This is a genomic window from Shewanella sp. CG12_big_fil_rev_8_21_14_0_65_47_15 (assembly GCF_002783505.1).
Taxonomy (GTDB): domain Bacteria; phylum Pseudomonadota; class Gammaproteobacteria; order Enterobacterales; family Shewanellaceae; genus Shewanella.
In genome coordinates this window covers 63356-88690 of the sequence record NZ_PFGL01000012.1, presented here as the reverse complement: position 1 = coordinate 88690, position 25335 = coordinate 63356, and the positions used below count along the sequence as shown (strand labels likewise).

Genomic DNA, 25335 nt, shown 5'->3' with positions numbered 1-25335 from the left:
ATACACCCCAGCATTTTAGTGAGTCGCATTTGGATTGAGTATAGCCATTGTCCCGGTAAATTGTGTTTTAAGGTAGCTTACCCATTGCGCGGGTTGGCCGTAGTAGCGGTTGATATTAATGGCGGTTATTTTGCCATCCTCTGTCTCCATTGCCATCGTGGGGAAGCCTTGGGCACCAATCAGATTCAGTAATGCTCTGGATCCAAGGATATGCTTATACAGCTTGTCATCTCCTTGGGCATAATGCTGTGCAAAGCTTATAGGGTCGAGCCCAAGTTCAACGGCTAACCTTGCGAGATTGCCTTCATCACTGGCGCAGTGACCATCGCGGTAGTGGGCGAGTTGCACTGAGTGTAGATAGGCTAAAGCGTCGCCACCCATAGTATCGACCGCGAGCATGGCTTTAATGGGTGGCGCCGAGTCGAGCACGATAGTGGTATCGCGCAGCAGACCATCGAAGTAGCTTTCCCCAAAAGGCTGTCCGGTTAACTCGGCAATGCGCAGATCGTGGGGCATCACATAGTCGCGCCAGTTAGCATCAATTTGTTTGCGTCTAGAACCTGTGAGCATACCGCCGCCGTGGAGCTGAATGGTAAAACCAGCTTTGGCTGCGGCGTCGAGCAGTGGTGCTGCGGCATAACACCAACCACATAAAGGGTCGATAATGGCGTGCAGGGTGCGCACTTTGGTTTCCGAAGTGCTGTTGGTCGTTTTATCAAAATGAGTTGTTGGATTAGTCATAGTTAAACCTTTTGGCTTAAGTCGCTAAATTAGTGAGTTAAGCCCTTTGAGATCATCGATTAAAATAGTTAGGTTGGTACAGTGTTAGAGACAAGGAATTGCTGACGTGCCTATATCTACAAAATGTGTAGGGCTTACATCGGCCAGCTCATTTCGCCCATGATGACTTTGGCGCTGATCTCAAGCCCGGCATCGGCTGGCATTTGTGGGTATAGCGCCAGCATCTTTTGGATTAATTCGGCCGAATCTTTCGATGCTTTTGCTGCGATTTCAAAGGCCTTTACATATTCACGGGTAAAACCGATGGCACGGGTATCAAATCGCGCTTCGCCTAAGTAGTGCCCTGGGATCACTGTGGTCGGCAGCAGTTTTTCCATCGCATCTAAATGGGCTAACCATTCCTGACGCTCTGCGGCAGTTTGAGTGTCTGCCATCCAAACATGCGTGTTATCAAATACTTCTACGCCACCTGTGATGGTTTTTGCCGAGGGTACCCACAGGAAAGTGTGTTTAGGGCGTTTGTCATTAAAACCTTCGACAATCACTTGCTCACCGTCGATAGTGAAAGTGTCGCTGTGAACGGCCTTAGGTAACACTAATTCCCTTGGCGCATTGTCCTTTAAAATCGGCCCCCAGTAGGCGAGCTTGCCTTCCATTGAGGCTTTAATCGCATCGACTGTGGTTTGAGTCGCGACAATTTGTGCATCGGGGAAATTCTTTTTAATCACGGCTAAACCGAAATAAAAGTCAGGATCGCTATGACTGATATACACCTGAGTCAGCTTTTTACCGCTGACCTTGATGGTATCAACCAAGGTTTGGGCATCGTTATTTTGAAATTGTGCATCGACTAACATCATTTCGTGTTCGCCGCTGATAAAGCTCGATGACACGGCAAAGATGCTGTTTTCGCCGGGATTAAAATGACTCACTTGCAATGGCGCAGCATTGACCGCGCCAAGTCCCACGCTAAGCCCCGCAAGCAGCAGAGTGGCAGCTAGGTTGATGTTAGACGAAGCCTTAAAGGTGGCTTTCAGTATGTTACGTATTGCATAGCTCGATGTGTTCATTTGGGGCTCACTTATATTCAAGATTTAAGTCGTTGCTTTGCAGTTGTTGCAAAAGTGAGTAAAGTATAAGTTGCAAAAATCACTGGATAAATGCGTACAATTGCCCATATTTGTTGCATAAATCGGATGAATGACTGCATGCACTCTTGCACTCCTAGTTATGAAAGTACGAAAGTATGTGAATGAGCCTTTGAGTGATTACAAGTGAGTGGTTGAACGTGAGTGGAGATAAGTAATGGACAGACTCGAAGCGGCTAAGGTGTTTGTGGCGATTGTTGAGCGTGGCAGCATGATCAGCGCCGCCAATGCCTTAGATATGTCACGCTCTATGGTGACCCGTTACTTGAGTGAAATGGAAGAATGGTCTGGCGCTCGGCTGCTGCATCGCTCGACGCGCAGCCTCAGCTTAACGCCAGCGGGTGAGCAAGTACTGGATTATTGCCACAGATTGCTCGAACTGGCTAATGAAGTGCCGGCGGTCAGCCATGCTGGTGTGGCGGTCCCGCGGGGATTACTGCGCATTAGCTGCTCACAATTTATGGCACATCAGATTTTAGCGCCCGTGGTGCGCCAATACCTAGCCAGTTATCCGCAGGCGAGTGTGAATATCCACGTGAGTAGCCAAACCGTCGATCTGATCGCAGAGCGGATTGATCTGGCCATTCGCATCACCAATGAACTTGACCCCAATCTTATCGCGAGGCGCTTAGGGGAGTGTGAGTCTGTGGTGTGCGCCGCGCCGAGTTATCTCGCCGCGCGCGCCGCCGTGCTGCATCCCGAGGATTTAACTCAGCATAACTGTTTAACCTATTCCTATTTTGGCGATGTGATGTGGCGCTTTTATAAAACCGATGTAGGGGCGAAACAGGCTCAAGCGCTGAATTCCGATCCTACGTTAAACCAAGGTCAGGCGTTTAATGTGCCTGTGAATGGGAATTTCAGCGCCAATGATTCCATGGTGGTGCTCAATGCCACGCTGGCGGGTGAGGGGATTGCGATGCAGCCGCTATGGGCGGCGAAACCCTATTTAGACTCGGGTCAGTTAGTGCCTTTATTAACTGAATTTAAGCCGCAGTCCCTTGGAGTGTATGGCGTGTATCAATCCCGCAAACATATGCAGCCCGCACTCAGGGTGATGATGGATATGCTGGTGGCCTATTTTGCTAGTTTGAAATAGTGCCAGTTTGAAATAGTGCCAAAGCCAGCTCCACGTAATCGAATGGAATAAAAAAGGAGCTTAACCCTTTCGAGTTAAACTCCTCAGATACACACTTTCTAGATTCTAGATTCTAGATTCTAGATTCTAGATTCTAGATTCTATTTAATCATTCGCTTATATTTCAAGCGGTGTGGCTCAACCACATCGGCGCCATAGGTGTTCTTCAACCATGCCGAGTATTCGGTGTAGTTACCTTCGTAGAAGTTCACTTGGCCTTCGTCGCGATAATCCAGAATGTGGGTCGCGATACGGTCGAGGAACCAACGGTCGTGGGAGATCACCATAGCACAACCTGGGAATTCCAGAATCGCTTCCTCCAGTGCGCGCAGGGTTTCAACGTCTAAGTCGTTAGTCGGTTCGTCGAGTAATAAAACGTTACCGCCCGCTTGCAACAGTTTGGCTAAATGCACTCGGTTACGTTCACCACCCGACAGAGTGCCGATGACCTTTTGCTGATCACCACCACGGAAGTTGAAGCGGCCCACATAGGCGCGGCTTGGGATTTCCATGTTGTTGATGCGCATGATGTCTTGGCCACCGGAAATTTCTTGCCAGATGGTGTTCTTATCATTCATCGAATCGCGGAACTGCTCAACCGATGCTAATTGCACAGTATCACCCAGCTCAATGCTGCCGCTGTCTGGGGTTTCAGCGCCGGATAACATGCGGAACAGGGTCGATTTACCCGCGCCGTTGGCACCGATAATACCGACGATCGCGCCCTTAGGCACAGAGAACGACAGATTGTCGATCAGGACGCGGTCACCGTAGGATTTGGTCAGGTTATTCACTTCGATAACCTTGTCACCTAAACGTGGTCCGGGCGGAATGAACAGCTCGTTGGTTTCGTTACGTTTTTGGTAATCGTTAGTGTTCAGTTCTTCAAAGCGCGCCATACGGGCCTTGCCCTTAGACTGACGGCCTTTCGCGCCTTGGCGAACCCATTCCAATTCTTTAGCAATGGTTTTTTGGCGGGCGCTTTCTGCGGCAGATTCCTGCTTTAAGCGGGCATCTTTCTGCTCAAGCCATGAAGAATAGTTACCTTCCCACGGAATACCTTCACCGCGGTCGAGTTCTAAAATCCAGCCAGCGGCATTGTCGAGGAAGTAACGGTCGTGGGTAATAGCAACCACAGTACCGGCATATTCCTGCAGAAAGTGCTCAAGCCAAGCCACGGATTCAGCATCCAAGTGGTTGGTCGGTTCGTCGAGTAGCAGCATTTCAGGCTTTTCAAGCAGCAGGCGACAAATCGCCACGCGGCGACGTTCACCACCCGATAACACTTCGATTTTCTCATCCCAATCCGGCAGGCGCAGGGCGTTGGCGGCGCGCTCAAGGATATGATCTAAGTTATGGGCATCCTGGGCTTGAATAATGGCTTCGAGTTCACCTTGCTCTTTTGCTAAGGCATCGAAATCGGCATCCGGCTCGGCGTAGGCGGTATAAACGGCATCGAGGCGAGTCAGGGCATTTTTTGCCTCAGAGACCGCTTCTTCAATCGCTTCACGCACGGTTTGCGTTGGATCGAGTTTAGGTTCCTGCGGTAGGTAACCGATTTTCAACCCCGGCATTGGGCGCGCTTCACCTTCAATTTCGGTGTCAATACCCGCCATAATGCGCAGTAGGGTGGATTTACCTGAACCGTTGAGACCTAATACGCCAATTTTGGCGCCGGGGAAAAAGCTTAAAGAAATGTCTTTAAGGATCTGCTTCTTAGGCGGAACAACCTTGCCCACCCGCAGCATGCTATAAACAAACTGAGCCATTTTTCTCTATCTTAAGTGACTAATGATGCGGCTAATTCTACTCGATTGCGCGCCGAACTCAACTCGGCAATGAGCCAAGTTCAAGCACAATCCATAGGAATTTCATGTTTCAAATACTGGGATTGTGGCCGCGTTCCGAGTAGAATACCGCGCAACCCTACCTATAAGAATTGGCAGCTGGAGTAAGCAATGCTGAAAAAAGATATGAATATCGCAGATTATGATCCGGAACTGTTCAACGCAATTCAGAACGAAACTCTGCGTCAAGAAGAGCATATTGAGCTGATTGCTTCTGAAAACTACACCAGTCCACGCGTGATGGAAGCGCAAGGTTCACAGTTAACCAATAAGTACGCCGAAGGCTATCCAGGCAAGCGTTACTACGGTGGTTGTGAGTATGTGGACGTAGTGGAAACCTTAGCGATTGAACGTGCTAAACAACTGTTTGGCGCAACTTATGCTAACGTGCAACCTCATTCAGGTTCACAGGCAAACAGCGCGGTTTACATGGCATTGTTAAAACCTGGTGATACCGTACTGGGCATGAACTTAGCCCACGGTGGTCACTTGACCCACGGTTCACCGGTTAACTTCTCTGGCAAACTGTACAACATCATTCCTTACGGTATCGACGAGTCTGGCAAAATTGACTACGACGAAATGGAACGTCTGGCCGTAGAACACAAGCCTAAGATGATGATCGGCGGTTTCTCTGCCTATTCTGGTATCGTTGATTGGGCAAAAATGCGTGAAATCGCAGACAAAATTGGTGCTTACCTGTTCGTCGATATGGCGCACGTTGCCGGTCTTATCGCTGCGGGCGTTTATCCAAACCCAGTACCACACGCACACGTTGTCACTTCAACGACCCACAAAACCTTAGCCGGTCCCCGTGGTGGTGTGATCCTGTCTGCTGCTGACGATGAAGACTTATACAAGAAGTTGAATTCTGCGGTATTCCCAGGCGGTCAAGGTGGCCCATTGATGCACGTTATCGCCGGTAAAGCGGTGGCGTTCAAAGAAGCCCTAGAGCCAGAGTTCAAAGTTTACCAACAGCAAGTGGTTAACAACGCTAAAGCTATGGTCGAAGTCTTCCTTGAGCGCGGTTACAAAATCGTCTCTGGCGGAACCAGCAACCACTTAATGCTACTTGACCTGATTGGTCGCGACTTAACGGGTAAAGAAGCCGATGCCGCCTTAGGTAGCGCCAACATTACTGTTAATAAAAACTCTGTGCCAAACGACCCACGTTCACCCTTTGTGACCTCGGGTGTGCGTATCGGTACGCCAGCGATCACTCGCCGCGGCTTTAAAGAAGCCGAAGCGAAAGAGTTAACTGGTTGGATCTGTGACATCCTCGACGATGCCCACAATCCTGCTGTGATTGAGCGTGTGAAGGGCCAAGTATTGGCACTGTGCGCCCGTTTCCCTGTTTACGGTTAATCTGTAAATAGCCGCCTTTTTGTGGTGCTGAGCCTAACAAGCATCAGGTGGTTAACCTCAGCCCATAAATAGGATAAAATCCCATGGCCGCATTAAGCGGCCATTTTTATTGCTAAAATCTTAGACTTAAACCAAACAGGTTAATCTTAGATAACATCGTAAAGCCAACGGCTTTACGCCATTCACTGGCAGGAGGCTCAATGCATTGTCCATTTTGCAGCGCGACAGATACGAAAGTGATCGATTCCCGATTAGTGGCGGAAGGCCATCAAGTGCGCCGTCGCCGGGAATGCACCGAATGCCATGAAAGATTTACCACCTTTGAGGGCGCCGAGTTAGTCATGCCTAGAGTGATTAAGCGCGATGGCACACGCCAACCCTTCGATGAAGAAAAGCTCCAAGGTGGCATGCTGCGCGCCGTTGAGAAACGCCCCGTGTCAATGGATGAAATTGAACAGGCGCTCAGTAAGATCAAGTCGACCCTACGTGCCACGGGAGAACGGGAAGTGCCATCGGAGATGATTGGTAATTTGATGATGGAGCAATTGATGAATCTCGATAAGGTTGCCTATATTCGTTTCGCCTCTGTGTACCGCGCCTTTGAGGATGTGTCTGAATTTGGTGAGGCGATTGCGAAATTGCAAAAATAATCACCTTGTATAGGGCAATTGAAGGGAGAGGCTAGATGCCTTTTATCCTGCCTCAAGGCTAAAACCTTTAACAACAGGTTGAACATGAGCTTGAACATAAGTTGGTCCGTACTCGACATTAAAATGATGAGCCGTGCTATCCAATTGGCGCGCAAAGGTTTTTATACCACTAGGCCCAACCCCAGCGTCGGCTGCGTTATCGTTAACGATAATCACATTGTCGGTGAAGGTTATCATCAAAAAGCGGGTGAACCCCACGCCGAAGTGCATGCACTGCGTATGGCTGGCGAACTGGCCCGCGGTGCAACGGCCTATGTCACCCTAGAGCCCTGCAGCCATTATGGCCGCACGCCGCCCTGCGCCTTAGCGCTGATCAATATCGGCGTAAAACGTGTGGTGGTGGCGGTGGAAGATCCTAATCCACAGGTCGGCGGGTGCGGCATTCAAATGTTGCGGGATGCGGGTATTCAAGTGGATGTGGGATTACATCGCGATGAGGCCTATGCCTTAAATTTAGGCTTTATGAAGCGCATGGAATCGGGAATGCCTTGGGTGACGGTAAAATTAGCCGCGAGCCTCGATGGTAAAACTGCATTATCAAACGGTGTGTCTAAGTGGATAACCGGCCCAGAATCCCGCCACGATGTGCAGCGATTACGCTTACGTTCCTGCGCGCTGGTCACTGGGATTGAAACTGTACTGGCCGATGATCCGTCACTGAATGTGCGATACCCAGAGCTTGGCAGCTTAACCACTCAATTGAGTGAAACGCAGGTCTTACAGCCACTGCGGGTCGTTTTAGACAGCCGCGCCCGTATGCCTATCACGGCCGCGCTGTTTATGACCGAATTCCCTATTTTATTAGTTTCGACAGTGCCTTATTCGCCAGACTTTATGGCGCGATTACCTGCCCATGTGACTTGCCTCCAATTACCGGCCATCGAAGGTCGAATCTCCTTAGCCGCACTATTAAGCTATCTAGGTAAAAGCTGTAATCAAGTGCTGGTGGAAGCCGGTGCAACCTTGGCGGGGGCTTTTGTCGCCGCAGGATTGGCCGATGAATTAGTGCTGTACCAAGCGATGAAAATCCTCGGCGGGCAAGGGCACAATCTGCTGCAGCTACCCGATTATCAAACCATGGCGCAAATTCCTGCATTAACTTTGGTCGATGAGCGCAAAGTGGGTGTGGATACCCGTTTAACATTAAGGCTTAAGCCCAAACCATCTTTATCGAATAAGTGAGTTAACCATGTTTACTGGGATTATTGAGGCCGTTGGCACACTGCGAAAGCTTGAACGCAAGGGCGATGATATTCGCTTAACGGTGGCGAGCGGCAAACTGGATTTAAGCGATGTGCGCTTAGGCGACAGTATTGCCACCAATGGGGTGTGCTTAACTGTGGTACAACAGCTAGCCGATGGCTATGTGGCCGATGTTTCAGCCGAAACCGTGAGTCTAACCGGTTTTGCCAACTATAAAGTGGGCACTAAGGTGAATCTTGAAAAGGCCGTTACTCCAACCACGCGTTTAGGTGGCCATATGGTCAGCGGCCATGTGGACGGTATCGCAACGGTTGAGCGGCGTCACGCCCGTGGCCAAGCCATCGAGTTCTGGTTAGCCGCACCCGCAGAGCTTGGGCGTTACATTGCCCACAAAGGTTCCATTACTATTGATGGCGTGAGCCTGACGGTTAACGAAGTGGACGGCAGTCGATTCCGTTTGACCATAGTGCCGCATACCGCAGGGGAAACCACCTTGGTCGACCTACAAGCGGGTGATAAGGTTAATATTGAGGTGGATTTAATCGCCCGTTATCTAGAACGCTTGATGAATTTTGATAGCAAAGACAATAAGAGCGCTGGCGTCACCCTGGAAATGTTAGCCCGTGCCGGCTTTGTGCGTTAGAGCACTGGCAATCGTACTGCTAAGGTATAAAATTCCATAACAACAGCAAAATCATAAAGGTCCTACAATGGCGCTGCACAGTATAGAAGAGATCATCGAAGATATTCGTCAAGGTAAGATGGTTATTTTGATGGATGACGAAGACAGAGAAAACGAAGGTGATTTGATCATGGCGGCCGAGCTGGTCACGCCAGAAGCGATCAACTTTATGGCGAAATACGGTCGTGGACTCATTTGCCAGACCATGACCAAAGCCCGTTGCCAGCAGTTAAATTTGCCCTTGATGGTCACGAATAACAACGCTCAGTTCTCGACTAACTTTACGGTTTCTATTGAAGCGGCGGAAGGCGTGACTACCGGTATTTCGGCCCACGACCGCGCCGTGACGGTAAAAGCGGCGGTGGCTAAAGAGGCTAAAGCGTCGGACTTAGTGCAACCAGGGCATATTTTCCCCTTGATGGCGCAGGACGGCGGCGTATTAACCCGTGCGGGCCACACCGAAGCGGGCTGTGATTTAGCTCGTCTTGCGGGACTTGAACCATCGGCGGTCATTGTTGAGATTTTAAATGAAGACGGCACTATGGCTCGTCGCCCCGATTTAGAGATTTTCTCAGAATTACATGGCGTTAAAATTGGCACCATTGCAGCATTAATTGAGTATCGCAACACCAAAGAAACCACGGTTGTGCGTGAAGCTAAATGTAAACTACCGACCCGTTTCGGCGAGTTCGATATGGTGACCTTTAGGGACACAATCGACAATCAACTGCATTTCGCCTTAGTCAAAGGTGAGGTGAAAGAAGATTGTTTGGTGCGCGTGCATCTGCAAAATACTTTCAACGATTTACTCCACTCAGAGCGCGACCAGCAACGTAGCTGGCCACTGGAAAAAGCCATGGAACGCATTGCCGCTGAAGGTGGCGTGTTGGTGTTGCTCGGTAATCAAGAACACCCAAATGAGATCCTTGCTAAGGTCAAAGCCTTCGAGGCGGAAGACCAAGGCCAAGCGCCTGCCTGCGCCAAATGGCAGGGAACGTCACGCCGTGTCGGTGTGGGCTCGCAAATCCTCGCCAGTCTAGGCGTGACTAAAATGCGCCTGCTTAGCTCACCTAAGCGTTATCATTCACTCTCGGGCTTTGGCCTCGAAGTGACCGAGTATTTGGCCGACTGAGTCACTCACTAAGTAGGGATGAAGTTGCAGTCAGGTAAAATTAACTATTTCTGATAATTTGCATAGGGCTCTGGGCAAATGGCTGTGATATCATATCGCCACTTTTCGCCCCGAGCTGGGTGCTTTAGCAAAATTTAGGTAAGATAATGAACGTAGTTCAAGGTAATATCGAAGCGAAAAATGCCAAAGTTGCGATTGTAATTTCGCGTTTCAACAGCTTTTTAGTTGAGAGCCTGCTGGAAGGTGCACTTGACACGCTGAAGCGTTTTGGCCAAGTCAGCGACGACAATATCACCGTCGTCCGTGTACCCGGTGCGGTTGAGTTACCGCTAGCTGCCCGCCGTGTGGCTGCCAGTGGTAAGTTCGACGGCATTATCGCCTTAGGTGCGGTGATCCGTGGTGGTACTCCCCATTTTGATTTTGTTGCAGGCGAATGTAACAAAGGTCTAGCCCAAGTTGCCCTTGAGTTTGATCTGCCTGTTGCCTTCGGTGTGTTGACCACTGATACCATTGAACAAGCGATTGAGCGTTCAGGTACTAAAGCGGGTAATAAAGGCGGCGAAGCTGCCCTAAGCTTGCTTGAAATGGTCAACGTTCTGCAAGAACTTGAACAACAGTTGTAATAGTAGGAAAAATAATGAAGCCTTCTGAGCGCCGCAAGGCCCGCCGTTTAGCCGTTCAAGCCATTTATTCATGGCAACTAAGCGGGAATAATATTGCCGATGTCGAGCATGAGTTTTTAACTGAGCAGAGTCTCGACGGTGTTGATGTAGCTTATTTTCGTGAGCTATTTGCAGGCGTTGCAACTAAGAAAGCCCAACTGGATGAACTGATTATCCCGTTTCTGGACCGCCCAATTGATGAGGTGTCGCCAGTGGAAAAGGCCATAGTTCGCCTAGCGAGCTATGAACTGACCTTCCGTAAAGATGTACCCTTCAAGGTTGCCATTAACGAGGCAATCGAGTTGGCTAAAGCTTTCGGTGCGGATGACAGTCATAAGTTTGTTAATGGATTACTCGACAAACTGGTTGCACGTAAGTAATAAAGACAAACGGTATCCTAGGATACCGTTTTTCATTGCTAACAAAGGTGGCCGATGTAAGTCGTGCCAAACTGTACAGTGAAAGAATTCCAATTAATTGAATGTTATTTTAGCAACCGCGGCCCCACTCGCCGTGATGTGAAGCTTGGTATCGGTGACGATTGCGCCTTAGTGCAACCCGCAGAAAACAAGTCGATCGCTATCTCCTGTGACACCTTAGTCGAAAATGTCCACTTCTTCCCCGATATACCTGCTGCTGCCTTAGGTTACAAAGCCTTAGCGGTCAATTTATCTGATTTAGCTGCCATGGGCGCCGAGCCTGCGTGGATGACACTTGCCTTAACCTTGCCAGAAGTCAATGAGGCCTGGCTCAGTGGTTTTAGCGAAGGTTTATTTGAAGCAGCCGATTATTATGGCATCGCCTTAATTGGCGGCGACACGACGCGTGGGCCACGGGCCATTAATATCACAGTACACGGCCAAGTTCCGCAGGGTAAAGCGTTGACCCGCCACGGTGCTAAGGCTGGGGATTGGATCTATGTCACTGGTACGCTTGGAGATTCTGCCTTAGGTCTGGATATTATTCGAGGAGATCAACATGCGCGAGCAGAGCATAAAGAGTTTCTGATCAACCGCCATTATCGCCCTACGCCTAGGGTATTGGCAGGGCAATCTCTGCGTTCATTAGCATCGAGTGCTATCGATCTCTCCGATGGTTTTATCTCCGATATTGGTCATATCCTTAAGGCGTCACAGGTTGGTGCCATTGTCGATGTGGCGAATATTCCCTTGTCCCGTGCGATGAAAGATACTGTGAGTGAAGAGCATGCCTTAGGGTATGCACTGACTGGGGGAGAAGACTACGAACTGTTGTTTACTGTCCCCGAGGCGCAAAAAGGGGCTCTAGAAACGGCGTTAAGCCATGCGGGGACTAAATTTGTCCGAGTTGGGCAAATCAGCGCGGGCACTAAGCTTAAGTTACAACTCAATGGTGAACCTTTTACACCGCCTTACCACGGTTTTGAGCACTTTTAATGAATTGGCTTTCAAAGGATCAGGCCCTAGCTCGCCTGTCATTAAAAAATCCTGTCCACTTTTTGGCACTCGGTTTTGGCAGTGGACTCGCAGCCAAAGCCCCCGGTACCTTCGGGACACTCGCGGCTATTCCTTTATATTTGTTGATGGCACAATTGCCCTTGACTTGGTATCTGGGGTTAACCCTGCTTAGCGTATTGGCGGGTGTTTATATTTGTGATAAAGCCGCTAAAGATATGGGGGTGCATGACCATGGCGCAATTGTGTGGGATGAAGTCGCAGGACTGCTTATTACTATGATAGCGGCACCAGCGGGGTGGATTTGGTTAGCCGTTGGTTTTGGTTTATTTCGCTTTTTCGATATTATCAAGCCTTGGCCAATCCGCTGGCTCGATGCCAAAGTCGAAGGCGGTTTTGGGATTATGATCGATGATGTGCTAGCGGGCGTTTTTGCTTTTATCGGTCTACAAATCTTAGCCATGTTCCTCTTATAGCGGGTATAATACGCCGCATATTCATGCTTATTCCCCGAATACCTTGCCTGATAAATAAAATGCCTTTATACGATAATATTGATAAAGGCATTGTTATAGTATTCTCGTTAAGGTTATCGTCTTATTCAATGCTGTAATTTCGGTTTTACAATATAAAGATCGGTTTTCAATTGATTGATAATATTTCGAGAAGCATTTCCTTTCAATAGACTCAACAATCCCTTGTGTTCGGCACTCCCCATAATAAGCATATTCACATTAAGTTTTTGAGCTTCCATGGAAATAGTATCCTCAGGTAACCCCTCGACGACATGAAGATTATCGGTATCGAGATTATAATATCGAGCGACATTTGTTAGCTTTTCTTGGTATTTATCTCGCTCTGATATCAGTAGTCTAGCGTCTGGTGCATTAAAGCTCATATAGAATGGATCGGGTAGGTAGCTGTTAATTAAATGGAGGTCGTTAGAGAGAATATTCGCTATATGTTTGCTTTCTGCTATTAGGGTTTCATTAAAAATCGTATGTGAGACATTCTCATTATCTAGTTCGAGTGCCGTTAAAATATGTCCATTTTCATGCCAATCAACAAGGTTGACAAACATCACCGGAATATCTGGCATGCGCAGTAATAGCCATTCATCTGCAATTAAAAATTCACTGAAAAAGGGTGGATAGAATTTGTGACTCACCACAATAAGATCATAGGGTTGTTGTTTACATTCGTTGACGATAGCGTTGTGGATAGAATGAGACTGACATTCTTTTATGACAATAGGATGCTCTTTATTTGGATACGTCAGCAGAGACTTTCGTTTTTTTTCTTTATTTTCAATATAGTTATCCTGGTGAAAAAGCAGACTCAAGTTGAAGTTATGGGTTCGTTTAATCTTTAGGACGGTTAAGGATGCATGACTTTTTTGGGCTAAAATAACGGCTTTTTTAAGCACAGCCGCAGGCGAGATGACATCATCAATCGCGGCGAGAATATGCTGAAAGGACATGTTCTTCTCCTACTTCCTTTGGGTTATTAAGTCTAGGAGAAGCCTAATAATAGAGTAATATTAAATATCGCTATCAAATTTGCAATTTAGGTAATAATAATCTATGTAAATTAACGCTTTTAAATTCAAATCATTACTTTATGGTGGAAACTCGTTATTTCCCCTTTATACCTAAAAATATGTTTAATATACGATTTTATTCGTATTCAATATTGTTAATCTGCCCTGTGTCAAAGTGTTAGGGAGGAGCCAGTAAGCTACTGAGCATCATATAGATCCTTGCAGAACAGACTCTTGTATATGGACATCATTGCCGAGCTGGCTTTTGTATTATGGATACTGCTGCGCTCGATAGTGCCAACTATGACTGCAATAACTCCCGCGCATTAGCCAAGGTATTAGTCGTGATAGTATCGCCACCCAATAATCGAGCAAGCTCTTGAATGCGTTGTTCTTTATCTAGCTGGGTCATGGTTGTCTCGGTGCTACCTGCCTTATTTTGCTTGTTGACGAACATATGTTGATGACCATTGCCTGCAACTTGTGGCAGGTGAGTTACACACAGTACTTGGGTTGATTCACCTAAGCTGCGCAGCATTCGGCCAACGACTGCGGCAGTCGGCCCAGAAATACCTACATCGACCTCATCGAAAATCAGCGTAGGGGTTGCCACTTTTTTAGCGGTAATCACTTGTATACCAAGGCCAATACGTGACAATTCCCCCCCCGACGCCACCTTAGAAATGGGCTGCAAAGGTTGCCCTGGGTTTGTTGTGACCATAAATTCGATATGATCGCTGCCGTTAGGAGACATTAACTCTGGGTTAAAACTGACATCAATAGTGAATTTCCCCTTAGGCATATTCAGTTCGTGGATAGACTGAGTCACTAGTTTGTCGAGTTCTTTGGCATATCTAGCGCGGCTTTGGCTGAGTTTCTGTGCATTGTTAAGGTAAGCGGCTCTACTGGCATCGACCTGTAATTGAATTTCTTCGAGCTTGCTTTCGTCACTGTCTAAGGTGCTCAGCTCTGCTTTTAATGCTAAATGATGTTCGGCCAGTTTATTCGGGCTGACATGGTGCTTACGCGCCAGTTGCATGGCTTTTGATAGCCGTTCTTCTAAATAGGCGAAATGGGTCGGATCGAGTTCAAGCTTACTTAAATAATGCTGTAATTCACCTGCACTTTCTTGTACTTGGATTAAGGCATCATTCAACATAATGTTGATATTGCTTAATGCAGGATCGTAGCTTTGCAGATCTTCGGCGAGGGAAACGACTCGGTTGAGCAGCGATTCTATGTTGTTTTCTTCGCCCTCGGTGAGTAACTCTAAGCTTGCCTGACAGGTATCAATCAACTCAGTGCCGTTGGCCAGACGTTTGTGCTCTTGCTCAATTTCATCAAACTCATCGGCTTTAAGATCAAACTCATCGAGTTCTTCTACTTGATACTGTACTAATTGCTTACGGGCAATACGTTCATGCTGAGAAGCTTCGAGTTGTTTTAGGTCTGCCTCAATTTGCTTGCAGCGTTGAAAACTGGCGGCAACCGTATCGATAAGTAATCTGTGGTTGGCATAACTGTCGAGCAGGGTCAGTTGATGTTCACTCTTTAACATTGCATGGTGGGCATGTTGACCGTGAATACCGATAAGCAACTGACCCAGTAATTTGAGCTGTGTCAACGGCACTGGATTACCATTAATGTAGGCGCGCGAACGGCCATCGCTACCAATAGTGCGGCGTAGGATGCACTCATCATCGAGTTCAAGATCGTTATCTTCTAACCAACGTTTTGCTAGTGGAATATCATCCAAGGAAAAACGGGCGCTAACCTCGGTTTTATTGGCGCCTGGGCGAACACTGCTGGCATCGGCGCGATTGCCAAGACAGAGTCCAAGGGCGTCGATGGCAATCGATTTGCCTGCACCGGTTTCACCGGTAATGCTGGTCATGCCGGGGCGAAAATCTAGCTCAAGAAAACGGACGATAGCGAAGTTATTAATGCTGAGTTGGCAAAGCATAGTGAATTCCTGTCGAAAAACATACCAAACCACTGTATTGATAAACAGTATATACTGATTTTATATACAGTAAAGTGACTTGGGTAAATAATCGACATTATTGACGGTAATATTTTTAATTGACTGATTATGCGTGGGTTCTTACTAAGCTTTCTAAGATAGGCAAACTAAAGAAAGTGACTAAGGTGCCAAATAGAATGCCCTGGGCACTGGTTGATGCCTGAGTATTATAGCGCTGGGCAAGCAAATACACGCTCGCCGCCGTCGGTAATGCACTGAGAATAACCCCCATCACCAGATAGTCGCCGCTGACTCCAAAACATTTCAACATTATAAAGACTAGAGCGGGCTGGACTGCGAGTTTAAAGAGGTTTATTACGCTGAGTTCGACAAAATTTGCCATGCTAAAAAGGGAACTGTCCTTTTGATAGCGCATCGCTTTTGCTAATACCATACCCACGGCAAAGAGAGCGCAGGGACTAGAAGTATTGCCTATTTGCTGGATCATCATTGCCAGCCCCGAGGGCAGCTTAATGCCGGATGCTGAAATCCCAACGCCAATCAAACAGCCAATGACGATGGGATTTTTACCTACGGCCATAAGCATTATGATGGCAGCATGTTGTTGTCTCTGAGTATTCGTGGCCAATTCCAATGAGACTAAGGCTACGGCAAACATCAACACGGATAAGAGGCTCGCAATCGCCGCAGCAACTAAGGCATCTTGTTGCTGTGGAAAGAGGATGATGAGCAGTGGGATCCCAATAAATGCGGTATTACCAAAGGTTGCATTGAGGGCTCTAATCGCGGCTATGGCATGCTTTTTGGGGTGTGCGATAAGAGATATACCTAGGCAGATCAGATAAATAATGACCATTGCAACACTATAGCCAGCAATAAATCCCCATTGCAAAATCTCGTTAATCGGTTGCTGTGCGAGGGCAATCAGTAAGATAGCAGGGAAGGCAATATAGTACACATATTGGTTTAGCACTTGGTCTGTTTCAACGGGAAGGAGGCGCAACTTTTGTACTAGCGTACCCAGTAACATGATCCCGAAGACGGCAAACAGAGGGGTTAAAATAGTCATGTCCCTCACTCATCCTTTTGATTTAATATTATTCGAACTAGCGCAGTAAAACTGTCTGCAAATTAGCATACCATTTATCGGTAAGGCTATTGCGCTATGGTCGTATAATTCTATGTTAAAAACACAGTGACTTAGCGTTAAGGTTGTGATTGAAAAAACAGCGCACAGGGGCATTAGGAACTAAGATGAATGATGATTTAGGTGGTGAATTACAGCTTATTTACCTGTTTGTGCACTTAGTCAATGCGGGGAGTTTTTCTCAGGCAGCGAAAGAGTTAGACATGCCCATCGCTACCGTGAGCCGCAAATTAGCGAAGTTGGAAGAGAAGCTCGATAAGCAACTTTTTATGCGCAGCACCCGTAAATTGCGACTGACGGAGGAAGGTTTAGCATTATTTCAGCGCTACCAGAGTGTTATCGCTCAATTTGATGAACTTAGTGGGGTGGGAAGTGATAAACCCGAAGGCACGTTACGCATCGCGGCCCCGATCTCGATTATTTCCATTATCTTTATCCGTGCACTGAACGAGTTTGGTCGTCTCTATCCCGATATTCGGCTGCATATTTCCCAAAGCAATGAGTTGGTCGATTTGATTGATAAGGGAATTGATGTGGCGATTGTAGGGGGCGCGCAGCCCGATTCTTCGTGGGTATCGAGTACCTTAGGGGCATTGGATTATTGCTTGTTTGCAACACCGGAATATTTGGCCCATGCCCCCAAATTAACACACCCTGACGATTTAGAGGACCATCAGTTGATAAAGGTATGGCCCTTATTTAATTGGCATCTAAAACATCCCAATGGTGAGTCCTTTTACTTTAATGGCCCGACTAAGCTGACCTTAACGGATTTGCACGGTGCGATTGAGGCAACATTAGATCACGGTGGGATTTTGTATGGTCCGGAATTATTTGTTAAACAGCAGATTAAAGCGGGGCGACTACAAGTGTTACTCCCTGAATGGATAGGCGAGCAGCGGCGGATTTCTATTTTGTATCATCAACGCAGCCAACAACCGCTCAAGGTCAGGGTCTTTATTGAGTTTATGCAGTCAAAGGCGGCAGAACTGTTTTCGATGAGCTGATATTAGTGTTGACGGGACTTTATCGCGTTTTTCCCCATGGCATTTTGGGTTTGTTTTACCTCCTGAAGGCTCGCCCTTGTCGCAGGTAAAATGCCTAACTCAAGGTAATAACCGAGCAGACGGCGCAGTTCAAATAGGGATCCCATGCGGCTTTGCTGACCGATAGTGAGTTTCCAAGTATCGGTACGGCCCTCATTGTTTGTGAGGATAAAGCCTTGGTAAACGATTTTTCTCATAGGCTAAATCGGCTAATTTACGCAGGATAAAGAATAGTTGGCGTGCTTCACCTGGTGTTATCTAAGTGTCAAATACCCTAGATAACACAGATTGAAATTACCGCGGTTAAGACTTAGGCAACACTAATGCCGATATTAGATACACCTGCCTCGATAATATCTTTGCGTAAACCTTTCACGAGTTCTGCGGTGATCTTGGGATTTTCTTCAATAATTTCGAGTAAGGTATTTTGTAAGGCTTTTTCTTCTTCCATGACTTCATGGGCGAAGATGAAATCATCCAGTGCGTCGTCGACGAGATCGACGTCGCTGATAGCCTCAATATAGTTAGCGACAGTGCTTGAGGATAACTTACTGATATTCACTATATCTTCTTCAATCTTACCTTGAATGGCGCCTAATAATGTCGATAGGGCAACGACGGCATCCATAGCGGGATAAACGCCATAGGCCTCAAAGTCAGCGGGATCCGGCGTGTTGTCTTCCAATCGCTGCAGATGAACATCGATATTAAACTTGAGTTTATTGTCGTATTGGGATTGCCACAGTAACTCTAACACAGTGCTTAATACCGCCGGATCGCCAAATTCGCAGACCTCTGAAAACAGTTGGTAGTTGGGCAACATGCGTTGACAGAGCGCAATGGCAAAGAGTTGTTTTTGTGGTAGTTCTAGCGCCTTTAGACGCTTAAAGAAGCCCGTTTTCTTGGTCATCTGTTATTTCCGCTGATAGCTGTGATAGCACTTGTTTTGCCGCCGATTCTACCTTAGTTAACTCATCAAGTAACTCTAGTATTTCCGGTTCGAGATCTGCCACTGGGGTTTCACGTTTTAATGCCGATTCAATCTCTTGGCATAAACGCTGTGTCGTCGGCACCCCACAGTAGCAACTCGCGCCATGTAATTTATGTATGGTACTGAGTATAGTGGCTTGATCATTTTGATTCAGTGAGGTTTGAATCGTCTCCACGGTTTGGGGGAGTGAGTCCAAGAGCATCCTTAGCATATCTAGGGCTAAGTCCGACTTATGATTGGCCTGGGTTAAACACAGATCCCAATTTAAGGTGTGCAGATCAAAATGGGTAAACTTGGGCCGCGTGATCCAGCGGTTGATCACTACCTTAAGCGCGGCTTCATCTATAGGTTTAGGTAAATAGCCATCCATGCCACTGCCTAAAATCAGTTCGCGCTCTTCGGCTATCGCGTGGGCTGTCACCGCAATAATCGGTGTGTTGCGGTTCATCGATCCTTGGCGGATTTGCTTAGTGGCGCTAATTCCATCGGTTCCTGGCATTTGGATATCCATAAAAATCAGATCGAAGGTACGGCTCTTCGCCTGTTTTACGGCATCTTCACCGCTGTTAACGGCGACAACCGTGGTCACTAGCTCCTTGAGTAAGGTTTCTATCAGTTTTAAATTGGCAAAATTATCATCCACTGCCAGTACCGTTAAGGATTGACGGGCGGCAGGGGCTGCAATAGCAATGGGAGCGACTATGTCGTATTCCATTGGTGGATAAAGCATATTGCGAGCGAGTTGATGTTCACTGACCGGAAGTGAAAGCACAACATCGGCATTGGGGCGGATAAATTGACTGAGTGCATCTTGCTCTTGGCAATCGTATAGCACAATTAAACAATCGGTTTTTGTTTTGGCTAGATTTAAGGTATTAACCAGTTGGCCTGCATCACTAAAACCGTGGCAACTCAACAGAATATAATCGAAGTTGCCCTCGGTGGTGCTGAGGGTGATGAGTAAGCTTGGAATATGCTGATGGTGGGTGACTTTGGTCTCCCAGAGTTGCAATTGACGGCTGAGGACTGAGTGTGTCAGTACCCTAGGCTCATAAAAGAGTATGGTTTTATGTTTGAGTTTCTCAAGCGGCAGCGAGTCGCCAAGCTGGAATTGACCGAGCCCTAATGGCAGGGTAAACCAGAAATTTGAGCCCTTATCGACGGAGGAGGTAAAACCAATTTGGCCGCCCATTTGATTGACTAAGCGTTTAGTGATGACTAGACCGAGCCCAGTGCCACCGAAACGGCGCGATATTGATGAATCGGCTTGGCCAAAGGCTTGAAATAAAAAGTCCTGCTGACTTTCATCGATACCAATGCCCGTGTCTATGACATCACAGCGTAGCACGACCTGTTCGTCCGATTGACTCTGTAATTCGAGTTTGACCAATACACTACCCGAGTCGGTAAACTTAATCGCATTGCCGACCAAGTTATTGATGATTTGACATACACGCATGGCATCGCCATTGACACTATCGGGCACATTGGGGGCGATATCGACGACCAGTTCTAGGCCCTTTGCTTGGGCGCTACCCGAGATCAAGGTCATAGTGTCGCCTATGGTTTCCCGTAAACCGAAGGGCATGTTTTCTAACACCATTTTACCGGCTTCGAGTTTAGAAAAGTCGAGGATATCGTTAATGATGGCTAGCAGGTTGGTGGCACTGCGCTCAATGGTATTGATATAATCGACTTGGCTCGAATGCAAGGGGGTTTTTACCAGCTGGCGAGCAAAGCCGATCACTCCATTGAGCGGTGTGCGTAACTCGTGGGACATATTGGCTAAGAATTCAGATTTTATCCGGCTCGCTTCTAGGGCGCGTTTCTTGGCTAAATCCAACTCGACGTTTTGGATTTCAATCTGTTCTAAGGTTTCCCGCAGATCGGAAGTGGCCTGATCGATATTTTGCTGCATCTCATCGTGGTATTCCGACAGCGAACCCGCCATGGCATTGATACCGCGTTTGAGTAAATCCAGCTCCCCAATCAGATTGCCATCTAAACGCGCGTCTAATTTCCCCTCACGAATTTTGGCGACCACACGCACCATTTCGGTAATAGGTTGGGTGACGTTTTTCACTAAGCGGAAAGTGAACAGTAGGTTTAATTGCACCCCGATCAGCACAATAATAAAAGCGGCAACGGCGGCCCTGTGCTGCTCGAGTAAGGCCCGCTCCTTATTGATAATGACGGAAATATACCCTAATAACTCGCCATTTTCCGTGTGAGTCTCCATATTGGCGGGGGCTGCGGTGGGCGTTGTGGCAAAAATGGGCGTGCGTAAAATGAGACTATCGCCGACATGTTCTATTTCTGTTTGTTGTAAATTGCCGAGCGCCTCTTTATAGCGCATGATCTCAAAGTCTTTATGGTAATGGGAAGTGACAAACAGTTGGTTGTGAATATCAAAAATGGCGATGGATTTCACTAAGGTGGATTTATTGAGCTGCGCCGCGGCGAGTAAACGTTTGGTGGCTTCACGATCGTTGCTGACTAATCCCCCTTCACTGGCGATGGCGAGCGGCTCAATGATGTTACTGCCCTGCTCAATGAGCGTATCTTCGAGTTCATAAAAGCGGTTTATGGTAAAGTAGCTGCCCAGAAGGATACCGACCAAGATTGTTGGCGCGAGTGCCAGTACAAGAACCCAAGAACGTAGGCTGTATTTGGTCATGTTGTTGACTGGGTTCATAGCAGCGGCGGTGTTTCCTGTGACAAAGACTAAGATAATTTTATAAGACTGCCAGAAAGAGGGCGGTCTTTGCCAGTATTTTATTGATTTAGAGGCCGAAATGGCGCAATTTTTTAAAGCAAAACCAAATAGTTCCAAACAGTTGTCGGCTAAGTTATCGCTGAGCGTGGATCAGCTCGATCACTTAGGGGCTGGTATAGCACAACATCAAGGTAAAGTCGTGTTTATCCCCGGCGCGTTGCCCGATGAAACCGTGACGGTACAGCTCACCGAGCAAAAGAAAAATTACGCCCGTGCCAAGTTAATTAAAGTCGATACGCCCAGCCCTGAGCGCGTCGAGCCTGAGTGTCCACACTATCACACCTGCGGCGGCTGCGACTTACAGCATATGTCATTAGCGGGCCAGCGTGAGCATAAAGAAGCCGCGCTGCTGGATATTATGGCGAAGTTTGCCGGTGCCGAAGGCGGCGCGTTATCGCCCGCATTAACGGGGGAAGGTTGGCATTATCGTCGCCGTGCCCGTCTTGCGACTTTATTTGATAAAAATACCAAACACTTAAGCTTAGGTTTCCGCGCGGCCAGTAGCAGCAATGTGGTGCCAATCAGCCAGTGTCAGGTGTTAGCTAAGCCGTTATCTGACTTGATCGTCCCCTTTGCTAAGTTGCTGAATCAGTTGTCGGCTAAAGCCAGTTTAGGTCACCTTGAGTTGATTGCCGCCGATAATGGTCACTTCGCCGTGCTGCGGATCACTAAGGCGTTAAACGATAAAGATCTCGCTAAGCTGTCAGCCTTTGCCGAGCAGCATCAAATCCATATTTGTTTGCAGGACAACGAAGGCCAATTCCAAGGCGTTGGCACCGAGTTAGTGTTACCTGTGTATCAGCTGTTAGATGAAAATGCGCAGTCGGATGCGGTGAGTTTAAGTTTCACTCCCGGTAACTTTGTGCAAGTGAACGGCCAAATCAACAAGGCTATGGTCGCTCAAGCGATGGATTGGCTAGCGCCAGCGCCAGACGAGCGCATTTTAGATTTGTTCTGCGGCATGGGGAATTTCAGTTTGCCCTTAGCGAAAATGGGCGCGGATGTGATTGGCGTCGAAGGGGTTGCCGAGATGGTGACGCAGGCGCGCGTGAATGCTAAAGCCAACAATCTGGATAATTTGACCTTTTACCACGGCGACTTAAGTGCGGATTTATCCCTTGAGCCTTGGATGGGCAAAATTGATAAATTACTGCTCGATCCCGCCCGTGCGGGTGCCTTTGAAAGCTTGCAATGGCTGAAGAAAATGAAGCCGCGCAAAGTCGTGTATGTTTCGTGTAATCCTGCGAGCTTGGCCCGCGATAGCGCGGTTTTATTAGAACGGGGCTACAAGCTACAAAAGCTAGGACTTATCGATATGTTCCCACAAACACACCATATCGAAGCTATGGCACTGTTTGAATTAACCAAGTAATTTGCGTTGGCAAAGTAAGCAAAGCGTTTGAATAACGTAAAAAATGTGATTATTACGTCGGTTGGGTTTGACAAGTGCGCGCCAATGCTGAAGATAGGAGAGCGGAAGTGGTGCCCACTTTCTCCCTGAGCACGGATAAGGAAATAAATTAGATGGTCTCTGTTCGCGAAGCGCACTTTAATGATCCCGATTTTCAGTTAGAAGATTGGGTGGCTCGCTATGTCGGCAATGTCGATGAAGCGCAGATGCTGCTCACCCTGATTGGGCAGATTGATGCTTTGCCTGCTAAGAGTCCCGCTGCGAAGAGAGAACTGCTCGAACGTGCTCGAGAGATGATCGAAATCCTCGCACCGCTGAACATGGACATTGAAACCCTGCAAGCGGCGATTCTGTTTGTGGTATTCGATGCTGGGTTACTGACCGAAGAAGCCATAAAAGAAAAATTTGGTGAGCCGCTGGCGCGTTTAGTGGCGAGTGTCGTGACCATGAATGCGATTGGCGCCTTAAAAATCAATCCCAACAGCCGCTCCACCGAGCCGCAAATCGACAATATCCGCCGCATGTTATTGGCTATGGTTGAAGATGTGCGCGCTGTGGTCATCAAGCTGGCCGAGCGTGTGTGTTTGCTACGGGCGGTGAAAAATGCCGATGAAGAAACTCGTGTGCTACTGGCCCGTGAAATTGCCGATATTTATGCGCCGCTGGCCAACCGTTTAGGGATTGGCCAATTGAAGTGGGAGCTGGAAGATATTTCTTTTCGCTATCTGCATCCAGATACCTACAAAGACATCGCTAAGCAATTAGATGGCAAACGACTGGATCGTGAAGTCTTTATCGACAAGTTTGTCAGCCAGTTGCAACAAAGATTAGATGAAGATCACATTCGCGCTAAGGTCTACGGCCGGCCGAAACATATCTACAGTATTTGGCGCAAGATGAAGGGCAAACACCTCAAATTTGATGAGTTGTTTGACGTGCGCGCCGTGCGTATCGTGACTGAGCGTTTGCAGGACTGCTACGGTGCATTAGGCGTAGTGCATACGCTTTGGCACCATATTCCACGGGAATTTGACGACTATGTTGCTAACCCTAAACCTAACGGTTATCAATCGATTCATACCGTGGTGGTGGGGCCTGAGGGCAAAACCGTTGAAATTCAAATTCGTACCCAAGATATGCATGAAGATGCAGAGCTGGGTGTGGCCGCGCATTGGAAATACAAAGAAGGCAATCATTCCGGTAAGCAAAGCGGTTACGAAGAAAAAATTAACTGGCTGCGTAAAATTCTGCAATGGCAGGAAGACGTGGTCGAAAGTGGTAACTTGGTCGAAGAAGTGCGCAGCCAAGTGTTTGAAGATAGAGTCTATGTGTTCACCCCAAGCGGTGAAGTCGTCGACTTGCCACTGGGCTCAACCGTGCTCGACTTTGCCTATTACATTCACTCCCAAGTAGGGCATAAATGTATTGGTGCTAAGGTCGATGGCCGTATTGTGCCGTTCACCTATCAGGTTGAAACGGGCGAGCGTATCGAGATCATCACCTCGAAACAGCCCAACCCTAAGCGCGACTGGCTTAACCCTAACTTAGGTTATATCCGTACTTCACGGGCGCGTTCTAAAATCCAGCATTGGTTTAAGCAGCAGGACAGAGACAAGAATATTGTCGCTGGCAAAGAAATGCTCGAGTCAGAACTCGCGCGGGTGAGCCTTAAAATTAAAGACGCGGCCATCGCGGTCGAGCGCTTTAATATGGCGAGCATGGATGACTTACTGGCGGCCATTGGCGGCGGTGATGTGCGTCTGCATCAAGTGGTTAACCATATTCAAAGCCGTCTGCGACTCGACGAAGTGTCAGAAGAAGATGCGGTCGAAGAGTTAGTTAAGAAAGGCCAACATAAACCGACCTCCAGTGGCCGTGGTCAGGTTGAAGTCAACGGTGTGGGTAACTTGCTTAACCATATCGCCCGTTGCTGTCAGCCGGTTCCCGGTGATGAGATCTTAGGTTTTATCACGAAAGGCCGTGGCATTTCTGTGCATCGCGCTGATTGTGAACAAGTTAAAGAGTTAATGCGGGTTCACCCAGAGCGCGGTGTCGATGTGGTCTGGGGCGAAAATTACTCCGGCGGTTATCGGATGCGTCTGCGGGTATTGGCCCACGATCGCAGCGGCTTATTGCGTGACTTAACCTCAGTGCTGGCTGCCGAAAAATCCAATGTACTGGCCATGAGTTCGTCATCGGATACTAAAAACCAGACCGCCGCGATTGAGTTGGAACTGGAGCTTTATAATCTCGATGGTTTATCGCGGGTGTTATCTAAACTGACACAGGTCGAAAGCGTGATCGAGGCAAGACGGCTTTAGGTTTCGCAATGTCTTGCGAAGCGATTAGCCTCGAAATTACTAGCAATATAAAAGGCAT

Annotated in this window: 22 protein-coding genes; 13 read left to right on the top strand and 9 right to left on the bottom strand. The window is 47.8% G+C overall.

Going from position 1 to position 25335, the window contains the following annotated elements:
- Positions 1 to 15: 15 nt before the first annotated feature.
- Positions 16 to 741 carry a DsbA family protein gene (locus COW15_RS03405; protein WP_293629978.1) on the bottom strand — a complete coding sequence of 242 codons (726 nt, stop codon included), beginning with the start codon at positions 739 to 741 and terminating at the stop codon, positions 16 to 18.
- Between the two features lie 134 nt (positions 742 to 875).
- Positions 876 to 1811 carry an MBL fold metallo-hydrolase gene (locus tag COW15_RS03400; protein WP_293629976.1) on the bottom strand — a complete coding sequence of 312 codons (936 nt, stop codon included), beginning with the start codon at positions 1809 to 1811 and terminating at the stop codon, positions 876 to 878.
- A 235-nt stretch (positions 1812 to 2046) separates the two neighbouring features.
- On the opposite strand from COW15_RS03400, the gene COW15_RS03395 reads away from it, so the two are divergent.
- On the top strand, positions 2047 to 2988 hold the full coding sequence (locus COW15_RS03395; protein ID WP_293629974.1) for a LysR family transcriptional regulator: 942 nt from the start codon (positions 2047 to 2049) through the stop codon (positions 2986 to 2988).
- Between the two features lie 140 nt (positions 2989 to 3128).
- Here the strand turns inward: COW15_RS03395 and ettA are convergent, their stop codons facing one another.
- A complete protein-coding gene (gene ettA, locus COW15_RS03390) occupies positions 3129 to 4796 on the bottom strand; it encodes an energy-dependent translational throttle protein EttA (protein ID WP_293629972.1) in 1668 nt (555 codons plus the stop codon).
- 189 nt (positions 4797 to 4985) lie between these two features.
- Here ettA and glyA point away from each other — a divergent pair, with 189 nt between their 5' ends.
- The 9 genes from glyA to COW15_RS03345 all read left to right on the top strand — a co-directional run bounded on the left by glyA (position 4986) and on the right by COW15_RS03345 (position 12537).
- A complete protein-coding gene (gene glyA, locus COW15_RS03385) occupies positions 4986 to 6239 on the top strand; it encodes a serine hydroxymethyltransferase (RefSeq protein WP_293629971.1) in 1254 nt (417 codons plus the stop codon).
- 200 nt (positions 6240 to 6439) lie between these two features.
- The gene (gene nrdR / locus COW15_RS03380; RefSeq protein WP_007646151.1) at positions 6440 to 6889 is read left to right on the top strand and encodes a transcriptional regulator NrdR; all 450 of its coding nucleotides are present in this window, start codon (positions 6440 to 6442) and stop codon (positions 6887 to 6889) included.
- Between the two features lie 84 nt (positions 6890 to 6973).
- On the top strand, positions 6974 to 8131 hold the full coding sequence (ribD, locus tag COW15_RS03375; protein WP_293629970.1) for a bifunctional diaminohydroxyphosphoribosylaminopyrimidine deaminase/5-amino-6-(5-phosphoribosylamino)uracil reductase RibD: 1158 nt from the start codon (positions 6974 to 6976) through the stop codon (positions 8129 to 8131).
- 7 nt (positions 8132 to 8138) lie between these two features.
- Positions 8139 to 8795: a riboflavin synthase gene (locus COW15_RS03370; RefSeq protein ID WP_293629968.1), complete on the top strand. Its 657-nt coding sequence runs from the start codon at positions 8139 to 8141 to the stop codon at positions 8793 to 8795.
- A gap of 67 nt (positions 8796 to 8862) precedes the next feature.
- The gene (ribBA, locus tag COW15_RS03365; protein ID WP_293629966.1) at positions 8863 to 9966 is read left to right on the top strand and encodes a bifunctional 3,4-dihydroxy-2-butanone-4-phosphate synthase/GTP cyclohydrolase II; all 1104 of its coding nucleotides are present in this window, start codon (positions 8863 to 8865) and stop codon (positions 9964 to 9966) included.
- Between the two features lie 146 nt (positions 9967 to 10112).
- A complete protein-coding gene (gene ribE, locus COW15_RS03360; protein WP_198780709.1) occupies positions 10113 to 10589 on the top strand; it encodes a 6,7-dimethyl-8-ribityllumazine synthase in 477 nt (158 codons plus the stop codon).
- A 14-nt stretch (positions 10590 to 10603) separates the two neighbouring features.
- Positions 10604 to 11008, top strand: a complete 405-nt coding sequence (gene nusB, locus COW15_RS03355) for a transcription antitermination factor NusB (RefSeq protein WP_007646165.1) — start codon at positions 10604 to 10606, stop codon at positions 11006 to 11008.
- A gap of 78 nt (positions 11009 to 11086) precedes the next feature.
- Positions 11087 to 12043, top strand: coding sequence for a thiamine-phosphate kinase (gene thiL, locus COW15_RS03350; RefSeq protein ID WP_293630050.1), 957 nt, complete (start codon positions 11087 to 11089; stop codon positions 12041 to 12043).
- Positions 12043 to 12537: a phosphatidylglycerophosphatase A gene (locus COW15_RS03345; RefSeq protein WP_293629961.1), complete on the top strand. Its 495-nt coding sequence runs from the start codon at positions 12043 to 12045 to the stop codon at positions 12535 to 12537. The genes thiL and COW15_RS03345 overlap by 1 nt, the downstream gene beginning before the upstream one ends.
- A gap of 125 nt (positions 12538 to 12662) precedes the next feature.
- Here the strand turns inward: COW15_RS03345 and COW15_RS03340 are convergent, their stop codons facing one another.
- The 3 genes from COW15_RS03340 to COW15_RS03330 form a co-directional block, all read right to left on the bottom strand.
- Entirely contained in the window at positions 12663 to 13541 is an 879-nt protein-coding gene (locus COW15_RS03340; protein ID WP_293629960.1) for a universal stress protein, read from the bottom strand.
- A 361-nt stretch (positions 13542 to 13902) separates the two neighbouring features.
- The gene (gene recN / locus COW15_RS03335; RefSeq protein ID WP_293629959.1) at positions 13903 to 15564 is read right to left on the bottom strand and encodes a DNA repair protein RecN; all 1662 of its coding nucleotides are present in this window, start codon (positions 15562 to 15564) and stop codon (positions 13903 to 13905) included.
- 127 nt (positions 15565 to 15691) lie between these two features.
- Complete coding sequence (locus COW15_RS03330; RefSeq protein WP_293629958.1) at positions 15692 to 16654, bottom strand: AEC family transporter; 963 nt, start codon at positions 16652 to 16654, stop codon at positions 15692 to 15694.
- A gap of 185 nt (positions 16655 to 16839) precedes the next feature.
- On the opposite strand from COW15_RS03330, the gene lldR reads away from it, so the two are divergent.
- The gene (gene lldR / locus COW15_RS03325; RefSeq protein ID WP_293629957.1) at positions 16840 to 17739 is read left to right on the top strand and encodes a LysR family transcriptional regulator LldR; all 900 of its coding nucleotides are present in this window, start codon (positions 16840 to 16842) and stop codon (positions 17737 to 17739) included.
- 2 nt (positions 17740 to 17741) lie between these two features.
- Here lldR and COW15_RS03320 read toward each other — a convergent pair whose 3' ends face one another.
- From COW15_RS03320 to barA, 3 genes are all read right to left on the bottom strand, one after another.
- Positions 17742 to 17975, bottom strand: a complete 234-nt coding sequence (locus COW15_RS03320; RefSeq protein ID WP_293629956.1) for a hypothetical protein — start codon at positions 17973 to 17975, stop codon at positions 17742 to 17744.
- A 113-nt stretch (positions 17976 to 18088) separates the two neighbouring features.
- Positions 18089 to 18688 (bottom strand): YjaG family protein, encoded by a 600-nt coding sequence (locus tag COW15_RS03315; protein ID WP_198780701.1) that lies wholly within the window; start codon positions 18686 to 18688, stop codon positions 18089 to 18091.
- Entirely contained in the window at positions 18663 to 21464 is a 2802-nt protein-coding gene (gene barA / locus COW15_RS03310; RefSeq protein ID WP_293629954.1) for a two-component sensor histidine kinase BarA, read from the bottom strand. The genes COW15_RS03315 and barA overlap by 26 nt, the downstream gene beginning before the upstream one ends.
- A gap of 100 nt (positions 21465 to 21564) precedes the next feature.
- Here barA and rlmD point away from each other — a divergent pair, with 100 nt between their 5' ends.
- Positions 21565 to 22917, top strand: coding sequence for a 23S rRNA (uracil(1939)-C(5))-methyltransferase RlmD (gene rlmD / locus COW15_RS03305; RefSeq protein ID WP_293629952.1), 1353 nt, complete (start codon positions 21565 to 21567; stop codon positions 22915 to 22917).
- A 152-nt stretch (positions 22918 to 23069) separates the two neighbouring features.
- Positions 23070 to 25277 (top strand): GTP diphosphokinase, encoded by a 2208-nt coding sequence (gene relA / locus COW15_RS03300; RefSeq protein WP_293629950.1) that lies wholly within the window; start codon positions 23070 to 23072, stop codon positions 25275 to 25277.
- The last annotated feature ends 58 nt before the right edge of the window (positions 25278 to 25335 follow it).

Bases quoted from the DNA above. Each gene is read 5' to 3' on its own strand.
- nrdR (WP_007646151.1), top strand. From the start codon at position 6,440: ATGCATTGTCCATTTTGCAGCGCGACAGATACGAAAGTGATCGATTCC.
- COW15_RS03320 (WP_293629956.1), bottom strand. From the start codon at position 17,975: ATGAGAAAAATCGTTTACCAAGGCTTTATCCTCACAAACAATGAGGGC.
- lldR (WP_293629957.1), top strand. From the start codon at position 16,840: ATGAATGATGATTTAGGTGGTGAATTACAGCTTATTTACCTGTTTGTG.
- COW15_RS03315 (WP_198780701.1), bottom strand. From the start codon at position 18,688: ATGACCAAGAAAACGGGCTTCTTTAAGCGTCTAAAGGCGCTAGAACTA.
- COW15_RS03345 (WP_293629961.1), top strand. From the start codon at position 12,043: ATGAATTGGCTTTCAAAGGATCAGGCCCTAGCTCGCCTGTCATTAAAA.
- rlmD (WP_293629952.1), top strand. From the start codon at position 21,565: ATGGCGCAATTTTTTAAAGCAAAACCAAATAGTTCCAAACAGTTGTCG.
- COW15_RS03400 (WP_293629976.1), bottom strand. From the start codon at position 1,811: ATGAACACATCGAGCTATGCAATACGTAACATACTGAAAGCCACCTTT.
- barA (WP_293629954.1), bottom strand. From the start codon at position 21,464: ATGAACCCAGTCAACAACATGACCAAATACAGCCTACGTTCTTGGGTT.
- ribBA (WP_293629966.1), top strand. From the start codon at position 8,863: ATGGCGCTGCACAGTATAGAAGAGATCATCGAAGATATTCGTCAAGGT.
- COW15_RS03370 (WP_293629968.1), top strand. From the start codon at position 8,139: ATGTTTACTGGGATTATTGAGGCCGTTGGCACACTGCGAAAGCTTGAA.
- COW15_RS03340 (WP_293629960.1), bottom strand. From the start codon at position 13,541: ATGTCCTTTCAGCATATTCTCGCCGCGATTGATGATGTCATCTCGCCT.
- COW15_RS03405 (WP_293629978.1), bottom strand. From the start codon at position 741: ATGACTAATCCAACAACTCATTTTGATAAAACGACCAACAGCACTTCG.
- COW15_RS03395 (WP_293629974.1), top strand. From the start codon at position 2,047: ATGGACAGACTCGAAGCGGCTAAGGTGTTTGTGGCGATTGTTGAGCGT.
- relA (WP_293629950.1), top strand. From the start codon at position 23,070: ATGGTCTCTGTTCGCGAAGCGCACTTTAATGATCCCGATTTTCAGTTA.
- ettA (WP_293629972.1), bottom strand. From the start codon at position 4,796: ATGGCTCAGTTTGTTTATAGCATGCTGCGGGTGGGCAAGGTTGTTCCG.
- ribD (WP_293629970.1), top strand. From the start codon at position 6,974: ATGAGCTTGAACATAAGTTGGTCCGTACTCGACATTAAAATGATGAGC.
- glyA (WP_293629971.1), top strand. From the start codon at position 4,986: ATGCTGAAAAAAGATATGAATATCGCAGATTATGATCCGGAACTGTTC.
- recN (WP_293629959.1), bottom strand. From the start codon at position 15,564: ATGCTTTGCCAACTCAGCATTAATAACTTCGCTATCGTCCGTTTTCTT.
- ribE (WP_198780709.1), top strand. From the start codon at position 10,113: ATGAACGTAGTTCAAGGTAATATCGAAGCGAAAAATGCCAAAGTTGCG.
- nusB (WP_007646165.1), top strand. From the start codon at position 10,604: ATGAAGCCTTCTGAGCGCCGCAAGGCCCGCCGTTTAGCCGTTCAAGCC.
- COW15_RS03330 (WP_293629958.1), bottom strand. From the start codon at position 16,654: ATGACTATTTTAACCCCTCTGTTTGCCGTCTTCGGGATCATGTTACTG.